The following is a 20,280-nucleotide window of genomic DNA, read 5'->3' as shown; positions in this document are numbered from 1 at the left end:
TCATTTTCCGAAAGACCACTATATACAGTCCCTTCTGTTTAAATTAATTAGCAAAATCGATTACTGCCTAATAAAGTAAAAATGAATTTATCTTTTCTTTGATTAGATATAAAAAAAGCGTCTCTGTGTTATTGAAAACACAGAGACGCTTTTTAGCGCGGTTCCACTCTGTTTAGAGAAAAAAATATCTTTCTCCCCTTTGCTCTGTTAACGGCAGAGAACCGCTACCATGTACTTTATGTTCCACAATAGACTCTGAGGCGCACTTCAAAAAGAAATCTTAAAGTCACTCGCAGCAACTGTGACTCTCTCTGTGTAAGAAATTCATTTTTACTTTACCTCTTCAACGATTTAAATTTATTTGATTTTCATAGCTATCATAACATAGGCGAAACTTATAAAGATAATATATTATATTACACAAGAAATGTGAACTCTTAAGCTCCCATTTCCTTTAATAATTTATCAAGACGCTTCACGATAACATCTTTCCCCAGCAATTCGATAGCAAACGGAAGCTCTGGACCGTGCATTTGTCCTGTTGTTGCTACACGGATCGGCATAAAGAGTTTTTTACCGCGATGTCCTGTTTCTTTTTGGGTTGCTTTAAACTGCGCTTTAATCGAATCTTTATCAAACGACTCTAAATGAATTAATTTATCTGTGAACACTTGCAATACTTCAGGCACCTGCTCTTCTCCTAAAACTTCCCGTTCTGCTTCACCATAGGTAATATCCTCCTGGAAGAACAGCTCTGTCAATTCAACGATTTCTGCCCCGTAGCGCAATTGTTCACGATATAGACTAATTACATTTTCCGCCCATTCACGCGTCTTCTCATCCATATTCTCCGGAAGCTTGCCTGCTTTGATTAAATGCGGTAACGCTAGATCGATGACACGGCTTAAATCTGCTTTTTTAATATATTCATTGTTCATCCATTTCAATTTATGCTGGTCAAAAATAGCGGCAGACGTAGATAAACGCTCTGGATCAAATATATTAATCAGTTCATCCTGTGTAAACATCTCTTCTTCGCCAACTGGAGACCATCCAAGCAAGCTGATGAAGTTAAACATCGCTTCCGGCAAATAGCCTAAATTACGATATTGCTCAATAAACTGCAGAATGTGCTCATCACGTTTACTCAGCTTTTTACGCTCTTCATTCAGAATTAATGTCATATGCCCGTAACGCGGTGCTGGCCATCCAAACGCATCATATACCATCATTTGCTTGGGTGTATTGGAAATATGCTCTTCCCCGCGCAATACGTCGGTAATTTCCATCAAATGATCATCGATAGCTACAGCAAAATTATAGGTAGGAATTCCGTTTTTCTTTACAATGACCCAGTCGCCAAAATCACTGGACTCAAATGTGATTTCTCCGCGGACAATGTCTTGGAACGTGTATGTTTTATTTTCAGGAACACGAATACGGATACTTGGCGTTCTGCCCTCTGCTTCAAAGCCCTGAATTTCTTCCTCTGTTAAGTTGCTATGTTTTCCAGCGTATTTAGGGACTTGTCCATTTGCACGCTGCGCTTCCCGTTCTGCCTCTAACTCGTCCTCTGTCATATAGCATTTATAAGCTAAATCACGCTCAAGCAGTTCATCTACAAACTTCTGATAGATATCTAAGCGCTCTGTCTGGCGATAAGGACCATAATCACCGCCGATATCGGCACCTTCATCCCATTCTAAGCCGAGCCATTTTAAATATTTTAATTGACTCTCTTCGCCGCCCTCTACGTTTCTTTTATCATCTGTGTCTTCTGTGCGGATAATGAATTTCCCATCAAAATGTTTTGCATATAAATAATTAAATAAAGCCGTACGAGCGTTACCAATGTGTAAATGACCCGTTGGACTAGGTGCATAACGTACGCGAACTTCCTTACTCATTTAAAATGCCTCCTTCATTGTTTATATATCATCGCTGCCTGCCTTGTATCTATTCAAAAAATCTGATAGAAATTTTTTGAAATACCTATTATAAAAGGAATTTTCTCCCCCTTATCTTCATAAACAAGCTCTATACGAAAAGTGATAACATATATATGTTATCACTTTTTTTATCCTTTATCAGTTATACCCTTTTTACAACGCTTTTTCAAGTAATTTTGGTTTTGCAAAGATCATCCGTCCCGCAGAGGTTTGTAAAACACTCGTAATAACAACCTCAATATTTTTGCCGATATAATCTCTGCCTTCTTCCACCACAATCATCGTTCCATCATCTAAATAGGCAACACCTTGATTATGCTCTTTCCCGTCTTTGATGACCTGCACATGCAGCTCTTCCCCTGGAAGAACAACCGGCTTCACTGCATTGGCCAGATCATTAATATTTAAAACAGGCACTCCCTGGAAGTCACATACTTTATTTAAATTAAAATCGTTCGTAACTACAATGCCATCAATGACTTTTGCCAGTTTGATCAATTTGCTGTCTACTTCCGGAATATCCTCAAAATCGCCTTCATAAATTTCTACTTTTACAGCGAGCTCTTTCTGAATTCTGTTCAAAATATCCAAACCGCGTCTGCCGCGGTTTCGCTTCAGCGCATCTGATGAATCTGCAATATGCTGTAACTCACCAAGAACAAACTGTGGAATCACAATGGTTCCTTCTAAAAAGTTAGTCTGACAAATATCAGCTATTCGCCCATCAATAATCACACTTGTATCCAAAATTTTGGGACTTAAGCTTTGCGTACCCGCATCTGCGTCCTCTTCCTCGCCGCTGCGGCGCTTGTCCTTTTTCGCCGGTTTGAGTATATTCATAAATTCTTCACGCCGGCGAAAACCAACCTGGAATCCTAAATAACCAAGTATAATCATAATGAACAGCGGCAAGACCTGTGAGAAAATACGAATACTCATATCTTGAAACGGCATATTAACAAAGTAAGCTATAACTAGACCGACAATTAACCCGATACTGCCAAAAAATAAATCCATGGCTGGTAATTTGACCAGTGCATCTTCCACCCAACGAAAGAAATTTACAATATAGTTTACTAGTAAATAAGACAAGATAAAAAATATAATAGCTCCAACAATCATTCCCAAGATAGATGAAGTTAGCCAGCTTGATTCTGCAACATTTAACAGCTGGACGATTTCTGGAATATAAAGATATCCCATGGTACCTCCTAAAATAATAAAAAATAAGTGTACTACTTTTTTCATCAATTCCTTTCACCTCCTGACTCGTATTAGTAGTATTACCAAATGACATATAATATATGCTTATCTGCTCGGAATTCTTCTAAATTTTCATCCTCAAAAAAATCTATTGATGTAATCCGATTTCTAAAGCTTCCTGTACATTGGAAACACCAATTACTTCGATGCCGGCCGGATAATTCCAGCCGTCTAAATTATTTTTCGGGCAGATTACCCGTTTAAAACCCAGTTTCGCAGCCTCCTGCACCCGTTGTTCGATTCGGGAGACTCTGCGAATTTCTCCTGTTAAACCAACCTCACCGATAAAAATATCCTCTGGTTTGGTTGGATGATCGCGGAAACTCGATGCAATACTGACCGCCAGTGCTAAGTCAATCGCCGGTTCATCCAGCTTTACCCCGCCCGCTACTTTGATATAAGCATCCTGGTTTTGCAGCATCAGTCCAACGCGTTTTTCCAGCACAGCCATTAAAAGCGGCACGCGGTTATGGTCTACTCCCGTGGCTGTTCTGCGCGGGTTCCCGAAGCTTGTTGGAGAAATCAGCGCTTGAATCTCTACTAAAACAGGGCGTGTACCTTCCATTGATGCTACAACGGTCGAGCCGGCAGCTCCTTGGGATCTCTCTTCTAAAAAGATTTCAGACGGATTCATTACTTCACGTAATCCTTCCTCCTTCATCTCAAAAATCCCCATTTCATTCGTACTTCCAAAACGATTTTTTACACCTCTTAAAATACGATAGGTGTGATGACGTTCTCCTTCAAAATACAACACCGCATCCACCATATGCTCCAGTAAACGCGGACCGGCAATCGAACCTTCTTTGGTTACGTGCCCGACAATAAAAACAGGAATGCCTTTGGTCTTCGCAATTTTCATAAGCTCCATTGTACATTCTCTGACCTGTGACACGCTCCCAGGCGCGCTGGTTATCTCTTCTTTAAAAATGGTTTGAATGGAATCGACGACGACAAAGGAAGGATTGATTTCTTCTATCTGCCTGCTGATATCCATTAAATTCGTTTCTGATAATACATATAGTTCATCCGTTTTTATATCTAAACGATCTGCACGCAATTTGGTTTGCCTTGTGGATTCTTCACCAGATACGTAGAGAACCGGTAAAGCCTTCTCTGCCAGCTGTGCAGATATTTGCAACAGGAGTGTTGATTTTCCAATACCCGGATCTCCGCCAATTAAAACCAGTGACCCTAATACCACGCCCCCGCCTAATACACGGTTAAATTCCCGCATCTTCGTCGTAATGCGGGGTTCCTTCTTTGATTCGATGGAGGTAATCTTTTCGGGTTTTTGTGAGGAGGCTGCACCAGACGTGTATCCTGTCCTGCCTTTTACAGAAGCAGCTTCAATTTCTTCAACCATCGTATTCCATTGATGGCAAGCTGGACATTTCCCCATCCACTTAGCCGATTCATATCCACATTCCTGACAGACAAATTTTGTTTTCCTTTTTGCCAACGTTTCTAACCTCCTTCAAGTGAGATTCAAGCCTAGCGTCTTCTCTTGAACCACCCTTATTTATTATTATAGACTATTTCTGGTTTTCATAGGTTACAGAAAAGCATCAAATTCACAAAGAATCTTCCATACTTATGCCACAAGCATTTTTTTGAGAAATGGAGAAAGCTAGAAGAACCGTGTTCTTCTAGCTTTCTGTACCTTACATCCTGTTTAAGAAAGGACAATAAATTCCCCTTTGCTGTTCAACCCTATTTTCACCTTTTGTTCCTTTTGAATGGTTCCCTTTAACAGCTCTTCTGATAATAAATTCTCGATATTACTTTGAATAGAGCGTCTCAGCGGACGGGCACCATATTCTGGATCAAAGCCTTCATTAGCAATTTTGTCAATTGCCTTATCTGTAAGGGAAAGGGTCAGCTCTTGCTCCTCCAGGCGTTTTTGCAGCTGTTTAAGCATTAATGATGCAATATCTTTCATGTGTTTTCTCTCCAGGGAGTGGAACACAATGGTTTCATCAATACGATTTAGGAATTCAGGACGGAATGCTTTTTTCAATTCGTCCATCACCTTCGACTTCATATCTTCATGCTCTCTCTTCTCATCATTGTCCAGTGTGAAGCCGACATATTTATTACGTCTTAATTCACTTGCTCCGACATTAGAGGTCATGATAATAACCGTATTGCGGAAATCAACTACTCTTCCCTTTGAATCTGTTAAACGGCCATCTTCAAGGACCTGCAAGAGGATATTAAAGACTTCTGGATGTGCTTTTTCTACTTCATCCAACAGCACAACAGAATATGGTTTACGGCGAACACGTTCGGTTAATTGACCGCCCTCTTCATAGCCAACATAGCCTGGAGGCGAACCAACTAAACGGGACGTCGCATGTCTTTCCATGTACTCTGACATATCGATCCGGATCATCGCATCCTCATCCGCAAACATGACTTCAGCAAGCGCACGGGCAAGCTCCGTTTTCCCAATACCCGTCGGTCCAAGAAATATAAAGGAACCAATTGGGCGCTTAGGGTCTTTTAACCCGGCACGGGCGCGGCGGATTGCTTTAGCTACAGCGTTCACTGCTTCCGATTGACCAATAACGCGATCATGAAGAATCTCTTCCATGTTCAGCAGACGGTCACTTTCATCTTTCGTCAATTTCGCAACAGGAACCCCTGTCCAGATAGATACCACTGCAGCGATGTCTTCCATCGTTACTTCCGAATCGGTCTGTCCTTGTTTTTCCTTCCATTCATCCTTTGTTTTCTCAAGCTTTTCACGGTAACGCTGTTCAGAGTCCCGCAAGGATGCTGCTTTTTCAAATTCCTGACTTTGGACAGCGGCGTCTTTTTCTTTCCTTACTTCTTCCAGCTTCTGTTCTAATTCTTTTAAATTTGGCGGAACCGTGTAAGAATTTAAACGTACTTTAGAACCAGCCTCATCGATTAAATCAATTGCCTTATCCGGCAGAAAACGATCTGTGATATATCGATCCGACAGAGATGCTGCTGCTTCAATTGCTTCATCTGTAATAGTCACACGGTGATGCGCTTCGTAGCGGTCTCTTAAACCTTTCAAGATTTGAATGGTTTCATCCAGGGTCGGCTCATCTACCTGAATTGGCTGGAAACGGCGCTCTAACGCGGCATCCTTTTCAATATATTTCCGGTATTCATCTAATGTCGTCGCGCCGATACATTGCAGCTCACCGCGGGCAAGGGACGGTTTTAGAATGTTTGACGCATCGATTGCACCTTCTGCTCCCCCGGCTCCGATCAGCGTATGGAGTTCATCGATAAATAAAATAACATTGCCGGATTGACGGATTTCTTCCATTACTTTTTTCAAACGGTCCTCAAATTCACCGCGATATTTTGTACCTGCAACAACAGTACCCATATCTAACGTCATCACACGTTTGTCACGTAGTGTTTCCGGTACTTCATTATCAATGATCTGCTGTGCCAGTCCTTCTGCAACAGCTGTCTTTCCGACACCAGGCTCCCCAATCAACACAGGGTTGTTTTTGGTACGGCGGCTCAATACTTGGATTACACGTTCAATTTCCTTAGAGCGTCCAATAACAGGATCGATTTTTCCTTCTTTCGCACTGACTGTTAAATCGCGGGCTAAAGAATCTAATGTAGGCGTGCTTGCGTTTGTTTGCTGTCCTGCACGGCCCTGACGGCCTGTCTGAGACTCATTGCTCCCTAACAGTTGAAGAACTTGCTGACGGGCCTTATTTAAGCTTACACCAAGATTATTTAAAACACGGGCAGCAACACCTTCCCCTTCACGGATTAGACCTAAAAGAATATGCTCTGTTCCCACATAGGAGTGGCCCAGTTTTCTTGCTTCGTCCTGAGATAATTCAACAACTTTTTTTGCTCTGGGCGTATAATGAATCGATTGAGAAGGCTGCTTGCCGACACCAATGAGCTTTTCCACTTCTTCTTGAATTTTAGCTACTTCCAGCCCAAGAGATTGCAATGCCTTGGCAGCTATGCCTTCTCCTTCACGTACTAAACCAAGAAGAATATGTTCTGTTCCAATATTATTATGGCCTAATCGTACGGCCTCATCTTGAGATAATGCCAATACCTTTTGTGCCCTCTCTGTAAAGCGACCAAACATCATATGTTTTTTCCTCCTATTTTTTCAAATTTAATCTTTCACGAATAATCGAAGCCCTGCGGATATCACGTTCATCTGAACGAAGTGCTTTATTCGCATAGTGCTGCAAGAATCCAGGCTGTGTTAAAACCATCAGTTCATTTAATATATTCTCGGAAATGTTTTCTATTATGCCTAAATCAATTCCCAAACGCAAATTAGAAATACAGGTAGCAGCCTCCTTCGAATCAATGATTCTGCTATTTTTTAACGTGCCATAGGAACGGAAGACACGATCCTCCAAGCTAATCTCAGATTGCTCGTAAATATACTGCCGTGCCATCCGCTCGTGCTCCACAAGCTGATTAACAATACTCTCCAGGTCTTCCACAATATCCTCTTCCGACTTGCCCAGTGTAATCTGATTCGATATTTGAAAGATATTCCCTCTTGCCTCGCTGCCTTCACCATATATCCCTCTGACAACCAGTCCCAATTGATTAATTGCAGGAATAAGCCGGTTGATTTGCTTTGTCAGTACAAGCGCAGGCAAATGCATCATAATCGAAGCCCGCATGCCTGTTCCAATATTGGTAGGACAGCTGGTCAGATAACCTTTTGTTTCATCAAATGCATAGTCAGCTTCTTCCTCCAGCCAATCATCTAAGTAGTACGCTTCCTCTAAAGCTTTTTTTAGCTGAAGCCCAGGATAATACACCTGAATACGCAAATGATCCTCTTCATTTACCATAATGGAAGTCTGCTCCTGTTCGGATAATAACACTGCAGCATGATCACTATGTTTGATTAAATGTGGACTTATTAAGTGTTTTTCCACCAGAACAAGTTTTTCAATCATATTTAATTGCTTCATTGGTATAAAAGATAGAGAATCCTGCTCTGAATCCTCTTCTTTTATATAATTTTTCTTTATAAATTGCAGTACCTCTTCCAACGCTTCCTTATTACCGGATGTCGGGTACAATTTATCCGCAAAGTTGCGGGCCAGACGGACACGGCTGCTCATTACAATGTCTTTATCCGGACCGTCCTCCAGCATCCACGGGCTAATCGCTTCATTGATAAATGATTCTAATGTCACGTGTTATCACCCGCTTCCTTATCTTGATGATTCGCTTTTTCCAGCTCTCTGATTTTATCGCGCAGAACCGCTGCTTTTTCAAATTCTTCATCTTCAATCAGCTGTTTTAATTCCTCTTTGTGGGAGGATATTAATTGCTTTTGCTGAATATACTTCCCGGCACGCTTTGGAATCCTGCCAGTATGTTTTGTATTCCCAGCATGCACACGCCGTAAGATAGGCTCTACCTTGGAATCAAAGGACGCATAACAATTTGCACATCCAAATTTCCCTGCTTTTTTAAATTCACTAAAGGTTCTCCCGCAAGAAGAACATTTCAGCTCCTGCGGCTGTTTAGGCTGATTGGAATTTGCTGTCCCTGCAGCGTTCAAAGGTATTCCATCTTTTTGAAAAAGCCCAGATAAAAGGTCATTTAATGAGAATCCTTCCTCCGGATAGGTTAAATAACCTTTTTTCTTTGCACATACTTCACAAAGGCTCACTTTCGTCTCTTGACCGTTTATAATATGCTTAAAATGCAGGGTCGCCTTTCTTTCATGGCATTCTTGGCATTCCATACGATTCCTCCCCCCTTCAGGTAATTAATCGTTCAGATACTTGAGTGCAGTTAATGCAGATTTAAGAATACGTGCACGCAATTCATCTCTTAGCGGCAATTGAAAAGCTAACGTTGTTCGATCAATACTTGCCAATATCAGCTTTGCTTCACGTGCTGTAATCAGCTCCTCCTCTAAAAGCCGATCTAAAATATCTATAGCAGCACGCTGCGGAATCGAATCACCGATTAAATAAATAATCTCATCAATCAATTCCGATTTATCCTGATGCCGTATGCGCATAATACGAATATAGCCGCCACCGCCGCGTTTACTTTCTACGATATACCCTTTCTCAATGGTAAAACGCGTATTAATAACATAATTTATTTGAGAAGGTACACATTGAAACTGATCTGCAATTTCACTCCTTTTAATCTCAATCGCTTGTTGTTCTTCTGACTGTAATACTTTTTTCAAATATTGTTCAATGATATCTGAAATGTTACTCATCCTTCGCACCTCAAATCAAATAATTTATTTGATAAATTATTCCTTTTGACTTTGACTAACTTTGACTATGGTTTTATTATAATAAGAAATTGCCACAGTTGCAAATGGATGATATTTCTATTTTGGACAAACAGGCCAAAAATCAAAACATAATTATAAAAATCTATGAAAATATTTATGTTTTAATTTCGCTTTGTTATATTAACCACTCCCGGAAGCTTCGATATTTCATCAAATAAATAAATTAACTTATTGTCCTTTTTCATATTTGTCCATATATGAATTCTGCGCCTGTTACCTTCTAACAGCTTTATCTCAACCTGTTTTATCGTAAAACCGTTCTTTTCCACTGATTTTACAGCTTCATGTATTTCAAATTCCTCTGAAGCAATCAATTCAATAAAATTACTGGTTGCAAACCGAGGGAAAAAATGCTCCATCCGGTTAAAAAATATTAAACTGATAAGGATAATAAGTGTCGTTACAATAGCAACACTATACATGCCGGCTCCAATCACTAATCCTATTCCTGCTACAGCCCATATAGAAGCAGCTGTTGTTAATCCTTTGATGGTTCCTCCATATACAATAATGGTACCAGCTCCAAGAAAACCAATACCGCTAATTACATAAGAGGGGATACGAGCAGGGTCAAATTGAATGTTGTCGTATTGATTCATAAATGTAATAAAACCAAAAATCGATAAAATCATCATCAAACAAGAGCCTACTCCTACCAGTATATGCGTACGAAATCCAGCTGAATGATTATTAATTTCTCTCTCAAAACCAATTAAACCGGATAACAACAAAGCAATAAACAAACGTAACACAATAACTCCGAAATCATCATCAATAAATTGTTCTAATTCCATTCCCTGCACCCCCTTATTGTTTTATATATTTTACAGTTTATTTATATGTATAGGCTATCATTTCATTTTATAAATTGAAAATTTATTCAGCGGGGGTTTTCCGTGCCACCTATCATGAAAATTAATTTTAAACTGTCTAAATAGAAGTATTCATTGTAATAAGTGTATTTTTACTTTAGCAGTAAATTGATTTATCTTCCAGAAATAAATACCAAAGAAAGGATATTTGAGGATAAACAAGCAAAAAACCATTAGACGAACAGTGCCAGCAGTGATACCATGTACAACCACAATCTTACGTCTAATATTTCAAATCAAAAACGTAAAAACGTTGTTTAAAATGCACGTCATAATGAAACATTTTTTGACTCTATACTAAATGTGGCACGTCCTCTCGTTTTCAATCATAGATAGAGTGAAGACAAAAGAATACACGCCATTTGCCATCGAGTTATTTAGGAATAAAAGATGTCCATATGCAGGCACACGGAATCAGAGAAGGAAGTCATTTCGTTGCGGGGTTATTCACAAAACGGCGTATGCAGAAATATCCATTCTGTCGAGGAAAAAACAAACGGACGGATGGCTATCGCTGGCAAAGCATTCATTCAAGGATCCGTCTTTACGACAAAGAAGATTCTATTTCCTGGCAGAAAAGACATAACATTTATATATTTTGTCATCGTACCTTTTATGAACAGATTCAGATGACATAAAACGGCATTTCCTCTAAAAAAATATGCAAAAAAAGAGCTAAGCATGATGCTTAACTCTTTTTCAATATGCCTGGCAACGTCCTACTCTCGCAGGGGGAAGCCCCCAACTACCATTGGCGCTGAAGAACTTAACTTCTGTGTTCGGCATGGGAACAGGTGTGACCTCTTCGCTCTCGCCACCAGACAACAAAATATGTAACTTGAAGATGTTTCCTGAAAAACAAGGACAAGTTATATTATATGCATTTTAGAATAAAAATGCAACACTTTTTTTCAAGAATTTGCACCCTGAAAACTAAATAAGAGTAACGTGACATGAAAAAACTTAGATAAGTCCTCAATCGATTAGTATCCGTCAGCTGCACGTGTCGCCACGCTTCCACCTCGGACCTATCAACCTCATCGTCTCTGAGGGATTTTACTCACTTAAAGTGATGGGAAGTTTCATCTTGAGGGGGGCTTCATGCTTAGATGCTTTCAGCACTTATCCTTACCACACGTAGCTACCCAGCAATGCTCCTGGCGGAACAACTGGTACACCAGCGGTGTGTCCATCCCGGTCCTCTCGTACTAAGGACAGCTCCTCTCAAACTTCCAACGCCCACGACGGATAGGGACCGAACTGTCTCACGACGTTCTGAACCCAGCTCGCGTACCGCTTTAATGGGCGAACAGCCCAACCCTTGGGACCGACTACAGCCCCAGGATGCGATGAGCCGACATCGAGGTGCCAAACCTCCCCGTCGATGTGAACTCTTGGGGGAGATAAGCCTGTTATCCCCGGGGTAGCTTTTATCCGTTGAGCGATGGCCCTTCCATGCGGAACCACCGGATCACTAAGCCCGACTTTCGTCCCTGCTCGACTTGTAGGTCTCGCAGTCAAGCTCCCTTCTGCCTTTACACTCTTCGAATGATTTCCAACCATTCTGAGGGAACCTTTGGGCGCCTCCGTTACCTTTTAGGAGGCGACCGCCCCAGTCAAACTGCCCGCCTGACACTGTCTCCGAACCGGATTACGGTCCTGGGTTAGAATGGTCATACAGTTAGGGTGGTATCCCACGGATGCCTCCACGTAAGCTGGCGCTCACGCTTCAAAGGCTCCCACCTATCCTGTACAAACTGCACAAACATTCCATATCAGGCTACAGTAAAGCTCCACGGGGTCTTTCCGTCCTGTCGCGGGTAATGCGCATCTTCACGCATAGTATAATTTCACCGGGTCTCTCGTTGAGACAGTGCCCAAGTCGTTGCACCTTTCGTGCGGGTCGGAACTTACCCGACAAGGAATTTCGCTACCTTAGGACCGTTATAGTTACGGCCGCCGTTTACTGGGGCTTCGGTTCAAAGCTTCGCTCCGAAGAGCTAACTCTTCCCCTTAACCTTCCAGCACCGGGCAGGTGTCAGCCCCTATACTTCGCCTTTCGGCTTCGCAGAGACCTGTGTTTTTGCTAAACAGTCGCTTGGGCCTATTCACTGCGGCTCACTCACAAGTGAGCACCCCTTCTCCCGAAGTTACGGGGTCATTTTGCCGAGTTCCTTAACGAGAGTTCTCCCGCTCACCTTAGGATTCTCTCCTCGCCTACCTGTGTCGGTTTGCGGTACGGGCACCTATGATCTAACTAGAGGCTTTTCTTGGCAGTGTGAAATCAGGAACTTCGGTACTCTATTTCCCTCCCCGTCACAGCTCAGAATCATGTCAGACGGATTTGCCTGTCTGACTTCCTCGCATGCTTGGACGCACATCCATCGGTGCGCACTCCTTATCCTCCTGCGTCCCCCCATTGCTCAAACAATCATGAGGTGGTACAGGAATATCAACCTGTTGTCCATCGCCTACGCCTGTCGGCCTCGGCTTAGGTCCCGACTAACCCTGAGAGGACGAGCCTTCCTCAGGAAACCTTAGGCATTCGGTGAAAGAGATTCTCACTCTTTTTTCGCTACTCATACCGGCATTCTCACTTCAAAGCGCTCCACCAGTCCTCACGGTCTGACTTCACTGCACTTTGAACGCTCTCCTACCATTGTTCGTAAGAACAATCCGCAGCTTCGGTGATACGTTTAGCCCCGGTACATTTTCGGCGCAGCGTCACTCGACCAGTGAGCTATTACGCACTCTTTCAATGATGGCTGCTTCTAAGCCAACATCCTGGTTGTCTGTGCAACGCCACATCCTTTTCCACTTAACGTATACTTTGGGACCTTAGCTGGCGGTCTGGGCTGTTTCCCTTTCGACTATGAACCTTATCACCCATAGTCTGACTCCCAAGTGTAAGTAACTGGCATTCGGAGTTTGACTGAATTCGGTAACCCGGTAGGGGCCCCTAGTCCAATCAGTGCTCTACCTCCAGTACTCTCTATCTTGAGGCTAGCCCTAAAGCTATTTCGGAGAGAACCAGCTATCTCTGTGTTCGATTGGAATTTCACCGCTACCCACACCTCATCCCCGCATTTTTCAACATACGTGGGTTCGGGCCTCCAGTCAGTGTTACCTGACCTTCACCCTGGACATGGGTAGATCACACAGTTTCGGGTCTACGACCGCATACTCATTCGCCCTGTTCAGACTCGCTTTCGCTACGGCTCCGTGTCTTCCACTTAACCTTGCATACGATCGTAACTCGCCGGTCCATTCTACAAAAGGTACGCCGTCACCCATTAACGGGCTTCGACTACTTGTAGGCACACGGTTTCAGGTTCTATTTCACTCCCCTCCCGGGGTGCTTTTCACCTTTCCCTCACGGTACTGGTTCACTATCGGTCACTAGGGAGTATTTAGCCTTGGGAGATGGTCCTCCCGGATTCCGACGGAATTCCACGTGTTCCGCCGTACTCAGGATACACTCCGGAGGAAATTCTTTTTCGATTACAGGGCTGTTACCCTCTTTGGCTGACCTTTCCAGATCGATTCATCTAAAGAATTTCTTTGTCACTCCAATGGAATGTCCTACAACCCCAAGAAGCAAGCTTCTTGGTTTGGGCTCTTTCCGTTTCGCTCGCCGCTACTCAGGAAATCGATGTTTCTTTCTCTTCCTCCAGGTACTGAGATGTTTCAGTTCCCCGGGTCTGCCTCACCTATCCTATGTATTCAGATAGATGTACTGTTCCATTACGAACAATGGGTTCCCCCATTCGGAAATCCTCGGATATAACGTTTACTTACAACTCCCCGAGGCATATCGGTGTTAGTCCCGTCCTTCATCGGCTCCTAGTGCCAAGGCATCCACCGTGCGCCCTTATTCACTTAACTAAAGTTTTTGAATAAGATGGCTGATTACAGAATGTAATCAGTTGTGTCGCTATATCAATAGCTTTTTTGCCTTATTTTTAAAGTTTGATGTCGTTGTTACTCTTATTTAGTTTTCAAGGTACAAGCTTCCTTTGAGAGAATTGCTCTCTCAAAACTGAACCAAACAACCACGTACGAATTCCGTTATATATCCTTAGAAAGGAGGTGATCCAGCCGCACCTTCCGATACGGCTACCTTGTTACGACTTCACCCCAATCATTCGTCCCACCTTCGGCGGCTGGCTCCAAAAGGTTACCTCACCGACTTCGGGTGTTACGAACTCTCGTGGTGTGACGGGCGGTGTGTACAAGACCCGGGAACGTATTCACCGCGGCATGCTGATCCGCGATTACTAGCGATTCCGGCTTCATGCAGGCGAGTTGCAGCCTGCAATCCGAACTGAGAACGGTTTTATGGGATTTGCTGGACCTCGCGGGTTCGCTTCCCTTTGTTCCGTCCATTGTAGCACGTGTGTAGCCCAGGTCATAAGGGGCATGATGATTTGACGTCATCCCCACCTTCCTCCGGTTTGTCACCGGCAGTCACCTTAGAGTGCCCAACTGAATGCTGGCAACTAAGATTAAGGGTTGCGCTCGTTGCGGGACTTAACCCAACATCTCACGACACGAGCTGACGACAACCATGCACCACCTGTCACTTTGTCCCCGAAGGGAAAACTCTATCTCTAGAGTGGTCAAAGGATGTCAAGACCTGGTAAGGTTCTTCGCGTTGCTTCGAATTAAACCACATGCTCCACCGCTTGTGCGGGTCCCCGTCAATTCTTTTGAGTTTCAGCCTTGCGGCCGTACTCCCCAGGCGGAGTGCTTAATGCGTTAACTTCAGCACTAAGGGGCGGAAACCCCCTAACACCTAGCACTCATCGTTTACGGCGTGGACTACCAGGGTATCTAATCCTGTTCGCTCCCCACGCTTTCGCTCCTCAGCGTCAGTTACAGACCAGAGAGTCGCCTTCGCCACTGGTGTTCCTCCACATCTCTACGCATTTCACCGCTACACGTGGAATTCCACTCTCCTCTTCTGCACTCAAGTCCTCCAGTTTCCAATGCACGTTTGCGGTTGAGCCGCAAGATTTCACATCAGACTTAAAGAACCGCCTGCGAGCGCTTTACGCCCAATAATTCCGGACAACGCTTGCCACCTACGTATTACCGCGGCTGCTGGCACGTAGTTAGCCGTGGCTTTCTGGTCAGGTACCGTCAAGGTACGATCAGTTACTATCATACTTGTTCTTCCCCGACAACAGAGTTTTACGATCCGAAAACCTTCATCACTCACGCGGCGTTGCTCCGTCAGACTTTCGTCCATTGCGGAAGATTCCCTACTGCTGCCTCCCGTAGGAGTCTGGGCCGTGTCTCAGTCCCAGTGTGGCCGATCACCCTCTCAGGTCGGCTACGCATCGTCGCCTTGGTGAGCCGTTACCTCACCAACTAGCTAATGCGCCGCAGGCCCATCTGTAAGTGACAGCAAAAGCCGCCTTTCAACTTTCCATCAGGTGATAGAAAGTGTTATCCGGTATTAGCTCGCGTTTCCGCGAGTTATCCCAGTCTTACAGGCAGGTTGCCTACGTGTTACTCACCCGTCCGCCGCTCGTTCCACGAACTTCCCTCCGAAGAGTTCCGTTCGCTTCCCGCGCTCGACTTGCATGTATTAGGCACGCCGCCAGCGTTCGTCCTGAGCCAAGATCAAACTCTCCATAAAAGTGTTTGAAACTTTAGCTTTCAGAAGTCAACTTCTGACTTATTTTTTAAGAAAAACGAGGTGTTTTTCTTCTTTCGTACTGGTTGTTTTGTTCAGTTTTCAAAGAGCAATTTGTTTCTGTCGTTTTTAGCGACAAGATATAATTTACCATGTTTGTAAATCATTGTCAACAACTTTTTTAATAAATTGTTGAGTGGAGCCTAGCGGGATCGAACCGCTGACCTCCTGCGTGCAAGGCAGGCGCTCTCCCAGCTGAGCTAAGGCCCCATAGATAAATTCAGTTATATTTAATGGTCGGGAAGACAGGATTCGAACCTGCGACCCCTTGGTCCCAAACCAAGTGCTCTACCAAGCTGAGCTACTTCCCGATGGCGCGCCTGAGAGGAGTCGAACCCCTAACCTCTTGATCCGTAGTCAAACGCTCTATCCAATTGAGCTACAGGCGCTTATGGTGCCGAGGACCGGAATCGAACCGGTACGGTAATCACTTACCGCAGGATTTTAAGTCCTGTGCGTCTGCCAGTTCCGCCACCCCGGCAATATTTTGGAGCGGAAGACGGGATTCGAACCCGCGACCCCCACCTTGGCAAGGTGGTGTTCTACCACTGAACTACTTCCGCATATTGCTTTTTAAATTGAAAATAGTGGTGCGGGTGGAGGGACTTGAACCCCCACGCCCGAAGGCACTAGATCCTAAGTCTAGCGCGTCTGCCAATTCCGCCACACCCGCAAATGGTGAGCCATGAAGGATTCGAACCTTCGACCCTCTGATTAAAAGTCAGATGCTCTACCGACTGAGCTAATGGCTCCTACAAAAAGGAAAATGGTGCCGGCCAGAGGACTTGAACCCCCAACCTACTGATTACAAGTCAGTTGCTCTACCAGTTGAGCTAGGCCGGCATAATGGTGGAGGATGCAGGGCTCGAACCTGCGACCCCCTGCTTGTAAGGCAGGTGCTCTCCCAGCTGAGCTAATCCTCCGGATTGATAAAGCCTGGCAACGTCCTACTCTCGCAGGGGGAAGCCCCCAACTACCATTGGCGCTAAAGAACTTAACTTCTGTGTTCGGCATGGGAACAGGTGTGACCTCTTCGCTCTCGCCACCAGACAACAAAATATGTAACTTGAAGATGTTTCCTGAAAAACAAGGACAAGTTATATTATATGCATTTTAGAATAAAAATGCAACACTTTTTTTCAAGAATTTGCACCCTGAAAACTAAATAAGAGTAACGTGACATGAAAAAACTTAGATAAGTCCTCAATCGATTAGTATCCGTCAGCTGCACGTGTCGCCACGCTTCCACCTCGGACCTATCAACCTCATCGTCTCTGAGGGATTTTACTCACTTAAAGTGATGGGAAGTTTCATCTTGAGGGGGGCTTCATGCTTAGATGCTTTCAGCACTTATCCTTACCACACGTAGCTACCCAGCAATGCTCCTGGCGGAACAACTGGTACACCAGCGGTGTGTCCATCCCGGTCCTCTCGTACTAAGGACAGCTCCTCTCAAACTTCCAACGCCCACGACGGATAGGGACCGAACTGTCTCACGACGTTCTGAACCCAGCTCGCGTACCGCTTTAATGGGCGAACAGCCCAACCCTTGGGACCGACTACAGCCCCAGGATGCGATGAGCCGACATCGAGGTGCCAAACCTCCCCGTCGATGTGAACTCTTGGGGGAGATAAGCCTGTTATCCCCGGGGTAGCTTTTATCCGTTGAGCGATGGCCCTTCCATGCGGAACCACCGGATCACTAAGCCCGACTTTCGTCCCTGCTCGACTTGTAGGTCTCGCAGTCAAGCTCCCTTCTGCCTTTACACTCTTCGAATGATTTCCAACCATTCTGAGGGAACCTTTGGGCGCCTCCGTTACCTTTTAGGAGGCGACCGCCCCAGTCAAACTGCCCGCCTGACACTGTCTCCGAACCGGATTACGGTCCTGGGTTAGAATGGTCATACAGTTAGGGTGGTATCCCACGGATGCCTCCACGTAAGCTGGCGCTCACGCTTCAAAGGCTCCCACCTATCCTGTACAAACTGCACAAACATTCCATATCAGGCTACAGTAAAGCTCCACGGGGTCTTTCCGTCCTGTCGCGGGTAATGCGCATCTTCACGCATAGTATAATTTCACCGGGTCTCTCGTTGAGACAGTGCCCAAGTCGTTGCACCTTTCGTGCGGGTCGGAACTTACCCGACAAGGAATTTCGCTACCTTAGGACCGTTATAGTTACGGCCGCCGTTTACTGGGGCTTCGGTTCAAAGCTTCGCTCCGAAGAGCTAACTCTTCCCCTTAACCTTCCAGCACCGGGCAGGTGTCAGCCCCTATACTTCGCCTTTCGGCTTCGCAGAGACCTGTGTTTTTGCTAAACAGTCGCTTGGGCCTATTCACTGCGGCTCACTCACAAGTGAGCACCCCTTCTCCCGAAGTTACGGGGTCATTTTGCCGAGTTCCTTAACGAGAGTTCTCCCGCTCACCTTAGGATTCTCTCCTCGCCTACCTGTGTCGGTTTGCGGTACGGGCACCTATGATCTAACTAGAGGCTTTTCTTGGCAGTGTGAAATCAGGAACTTCGGTACTCTATTTCCCTCCCCGTCACAGCTCAGAATCATGTCAGACGGATTTGCCTGTCTGACTTCCTCGCATGCTTGGACGCACATCCATCGGTGCGCACTCCTTATCCTCCTGCGTCCCCCCATTGCTCAAACAATCATGAGGTGGTACAGGAATATCAACCTGTTGTCCATCGCCTACGCCTGTCGGCCTCGGCTTAGGTCCCGACTAACCCTGAGAGGACGAGCCTTCCTCAGGAAACCTTAGGCATTCGGTGAAAGAGATTCTCACTCTTTTTTCGCTACTCATACCGGCATTCTCACTTCAAAGCGCTCCACCAGTCCTCACGGTCTGACTTCACTGCACTTTGAACGCTCTCCTACCATTGTTCGTAAGAACAATCCGCAGCTTCGGTGATACGTTTAGCCCCGGTACATTTTCGGCGCAGCGTCACTCGACCAGTGAGCTATTACGCACTCTTTCAATGATGGCTGCTTCTAAGCCAACATCCTGGTTGTCTGTGCAACGCCACATCCTTTTCCACTTAACGTATACTTTGGGACCTTAGCTGGCGGTCTGGGCTGTTTCCCTTTCGACTATGAACCTTATCACCCATAGTCTGACTCCCAAGTGTAAGTAACTGGCATTCGGAGTTTGACTGAATTCGGTAACCCGGTAGGGGCCCCTAGTCCAATCAGTGCTCTACCTCCAGTACTCTCTATCTTGAGGCTAGCCCTAAAGCTATTTCGGAGAGAACCAGCTATCTCTGTGTTCGATTGGAATTTCACCGCTACCCACACCTCATCCCCGCATTTTTCAACATACGTGGGTTCGGGCCTCCAGTCAGTGTTACCTGACCTTCACCCTGGACATGGGTAGATCACACAGTTTCGGGTCTACGACCGCATACTCATTCGCCCTGTTCAGACTCGCTTTCGCTACGGCTCCGTGTCTTCCACTTAACCTTGCATACGATCGTAACTCGCCGGTCCATTCTACAAAAGGTACGCCGTCACCCATTAACGGGCTTCGACTACTTGTAGGCACACGGTTTCAGGTTCTATTTCACTCCCCTCCCGGGGTGCTTTTCACCTTTCCCTCACGGTACTGGTTCACTATCGGTCACTAGGGAGTATTTAGCCTTGGGAGATGGTCCTCCCGGATTCCGACGGAATTCCACGTGTTCCGCCGTACTCAGGATACACTCCGGAGGAAATTCTTTTTCGATTACAGGGCTGTTACCCTCTTTGGCTGACCTTTCCAGATCGATTCATCTAAAGAATTTCTTTGTCACTCCAATGGAATGTCCTACAACCCCAAGAAGCAAGCTTCTTGGTTTGGGCTCTTTCCGTTTCGCTCGCCGCTACTCAGGAAATCGATGTTTCTTTCTCTTCCTCCAGGTACTGAGATGTTTCAGTTCCCCGGGTCTGCCTCACCTATCCTATGTATTCAGATAGATGTACTGTTCCATTACGAACAATGGGTTCCCCCATTCGGAAATCCTCGGATATAACGTTTACTTACAACTCCCCGAGGCATATCGGTGTTAGTCCCGTCCTTCATCGGCTCCTAGTGCCAAGGCATCCACCGTGCGCCCTTATTCACTTAACTAAAGTTTTTGAATAAGATGGCTGATTACAGAATGTAATCAGTTGTGTCGCTATATCAATAGCTTTT

The 20,280-nt window shown here is 44.9% G+C and carries 8 protein-coding genes, 9 tRNA genes, 5 rRNA genes and 1 other annotated feature; all 22 genes read right to left on the bottom strand.

Annotated elements, in window-relative coordinates:
• Positions 1-138: 138 nt before the first annotated feature.
• Positions 139-356, bottom strand: a binding site (T-box leader).
• 81 nt (positions 357-437) lie between these two features.
• A complete protein-coding gene (gltX, locus tag MKY65_RS00550) occupies positions 438-1,907 on the bottom strand; it encodes a glutamate--tRNA ligase (RefSeq protein WP_339181365.1) in 1,470 nt (489 codons plus the stop codon).
• 195 nt (positions 1,908-2,102) lie between these two features.
• Positions 2,103-3,200, bottom strand: a complete 1,098-nt coding sequence (locus MKY65_RS00545) for a PIN/TRAM domain-containing protein (RefSeq protein ID WP_339181363.1) — start codon at positions 3,198-3,200, stop codon at positions 2,103-2,105.
• A 100-nt stretch (positions 3,201-3,300) separates the two neighbouring features.
• Positions 3,301-4,674: a DNA repair protein RadA gene (radA, locus tag MKY65_RS00540; RefSeq protein ID WP_212928863.1), complete on the bottom strand. Its 1,374-nt coding sequence runs from the start codon at positions 4,672-4,674 to the stop codon at positions 3,301-3,303.
• A 213-nt stretch (positions 4,675-4,887) separates the two neighbouring features.
• A complete protein-coding gene (gene clpC, locus MKY65_RS00535) occupies positions 4,888-7,320 on the bottom strand; it encodes an ATP-dependent protease ATP-binding subunit ClpC (protein WP_339181359.1) in 2,433 nt (810 codons plus the stop codon).
• Between the two features lie 13 nt (positions 7,321-7,333).
• Positions 7,334-8,398, bottom strand: coding sequence for a protein arginine kinase (locus MKY65_RS00530; protein WP_339181356.1), 1,065 nt, complete (start codon positions 8,396-8,398; stop codon positions 7,334-7,336).
• A complete protein-coding gene (locus tag MKY65_RS00525) occupies positions 8,395-8,955 on the bottom strand; it encodes a UvrB/UvrC motif-containing protein (protein WP_042530721.1) in 561 nt (186 codons plus the stop codon). The genes MKY65_RS00530 and MKY65_RS00525 overlap by 4 nt, the downstream gene beginning before the upstream one ends.
• A 24-nt stretch (positions 8,956-8,979) precedes the next feature.
• Entirely contained in the window at positions 8,980-9,447 is a 468-nt protein-coding gene (locus MKY65_RS00520; protein ID WP_193064161.1) for a CtsR family transcriptional regulator, read from the bottom strand.
• A gap of 182 nt (positions 9,448-9,629) precedes the next feature.
• Positions 9,630-10,322: an MgtC/SapB family protein gene (locus MKY65_RS00515; protein ID WP_339181352.1), complete on the bottom strand. Its 693-nt coding sequence runs from the start codon at positions 10,320-10,322 to the stop codon at positions 9,630-9,632.
• Positions 10,323-11,106: 784 nt separating this feature from the next.
• A 5S ribosomal RNA gene (gene rrf / locus MKY65_RS00510) occupies positions 11,107-11,222 on the bottom strand.
• A 141-nt stretch (positions 11,223-11,363) separates the two neighbouring features.
• Positions 11,364-14,285 (bottom strand): 23S ribosomal RNA (locus MKY65_RS00505).
• A gap of 197 nt (positions 14,286-14,482) precedes the next feature.
• Positions 14,483-16,044, bottom strand: a 16S ribosomal RNA gene (locus MKY65_RS00500).
• Positions 16,045-16,238: 194 nt separating this feature from the next.
• A tRNA-Ala gene (locus MKY65_RS00495) sits at positions 16,239-16,311 on the bottom strand.
• 24 nt (positions 16,312-16,335) lie between these two features.
• Positions 16,336-16,412 (bottom strand) — tRNA-Pro (locus tag MKY65_RS00490).
• A 1-nt stretch (position 16,413) separates the two neighbouring features.
• Positions 16,414-16,490 (bottom strand) — tRNA-Arg (locus tag MKY65_RS00485).
• Between the two features lie 3 nt (positions 16,491-16,493).
• A tRNA-Leu gene (locus MKY65_RS00480) sits at positions 16,494-16,582 on the bottom strand.
• A 7-nt stretch (positions 16,583-16,589) separates the two neighbouring features.
• Positions 16,590-16,664 (bottom strand) — tRNA-Gly (locus MKY65_RS00475).
• Positions 16,665-16,689: 25 nt separating this feature from the next.
• Positions 16,690-16,774 (bottom strand) — tRNA-Leu (locus MKY65_RS00470).
• A 3-nt stretch (positions 16,775-16,777) separates the two neighbouring features.
• A tRNA-Lys gene (locus tag MKY65_RS00465) sits at positions 16,778-16,853 on the bottom strand.
• A 15-nt stretch (positions 16,854-16,868) separates the two neighbouring features.
• Positions 16,869-16,944, bottom strand: a tRNA-Thr gene (locus tag MKY65_RS00460).
• Positions 16,945-16,948: 4 nt separating this feature from the next.
• Positions 16,949-17,024, bottom strand: a tRNA-Val gene (locus MKY65_RS00455).
• An 11-nt stretch (positions 17,025-17,035) separates the two neighbouring features.
• Positions 17,036-17,151, bottom strand: a 5S ribosomal RNA gene (gene rrf / locus MKY65_RS00450).
• 141 nt (positions 17,152-17,292) lie between these two features.
• Positions 17,293-20,214 (bottom strand): 23S ribosomal RNA (locus tag MKY65_RS00445).
• Together the 16S, 23S and 5S rRNA genes with 9 tRNA genes alongside form the textbook arrangement of a ribosomal RNA operon.
• Between the last annotated feature and the right edge of the window lie 66 nt (positions 20,215-20,280).

This window comes from Oceanobacillus sp. FSL W7-1293 (assembly GCF_037969815.1).
GTDB lineage: Bacteria > Bacillota > Bacilli > Bacillales > Amphibacillaceae > Oceanobacillus > Oceanobacillus oncorhynchi.
This window is presented reverse-complemented; position numbering and strand designations above follow the sequence as displayed.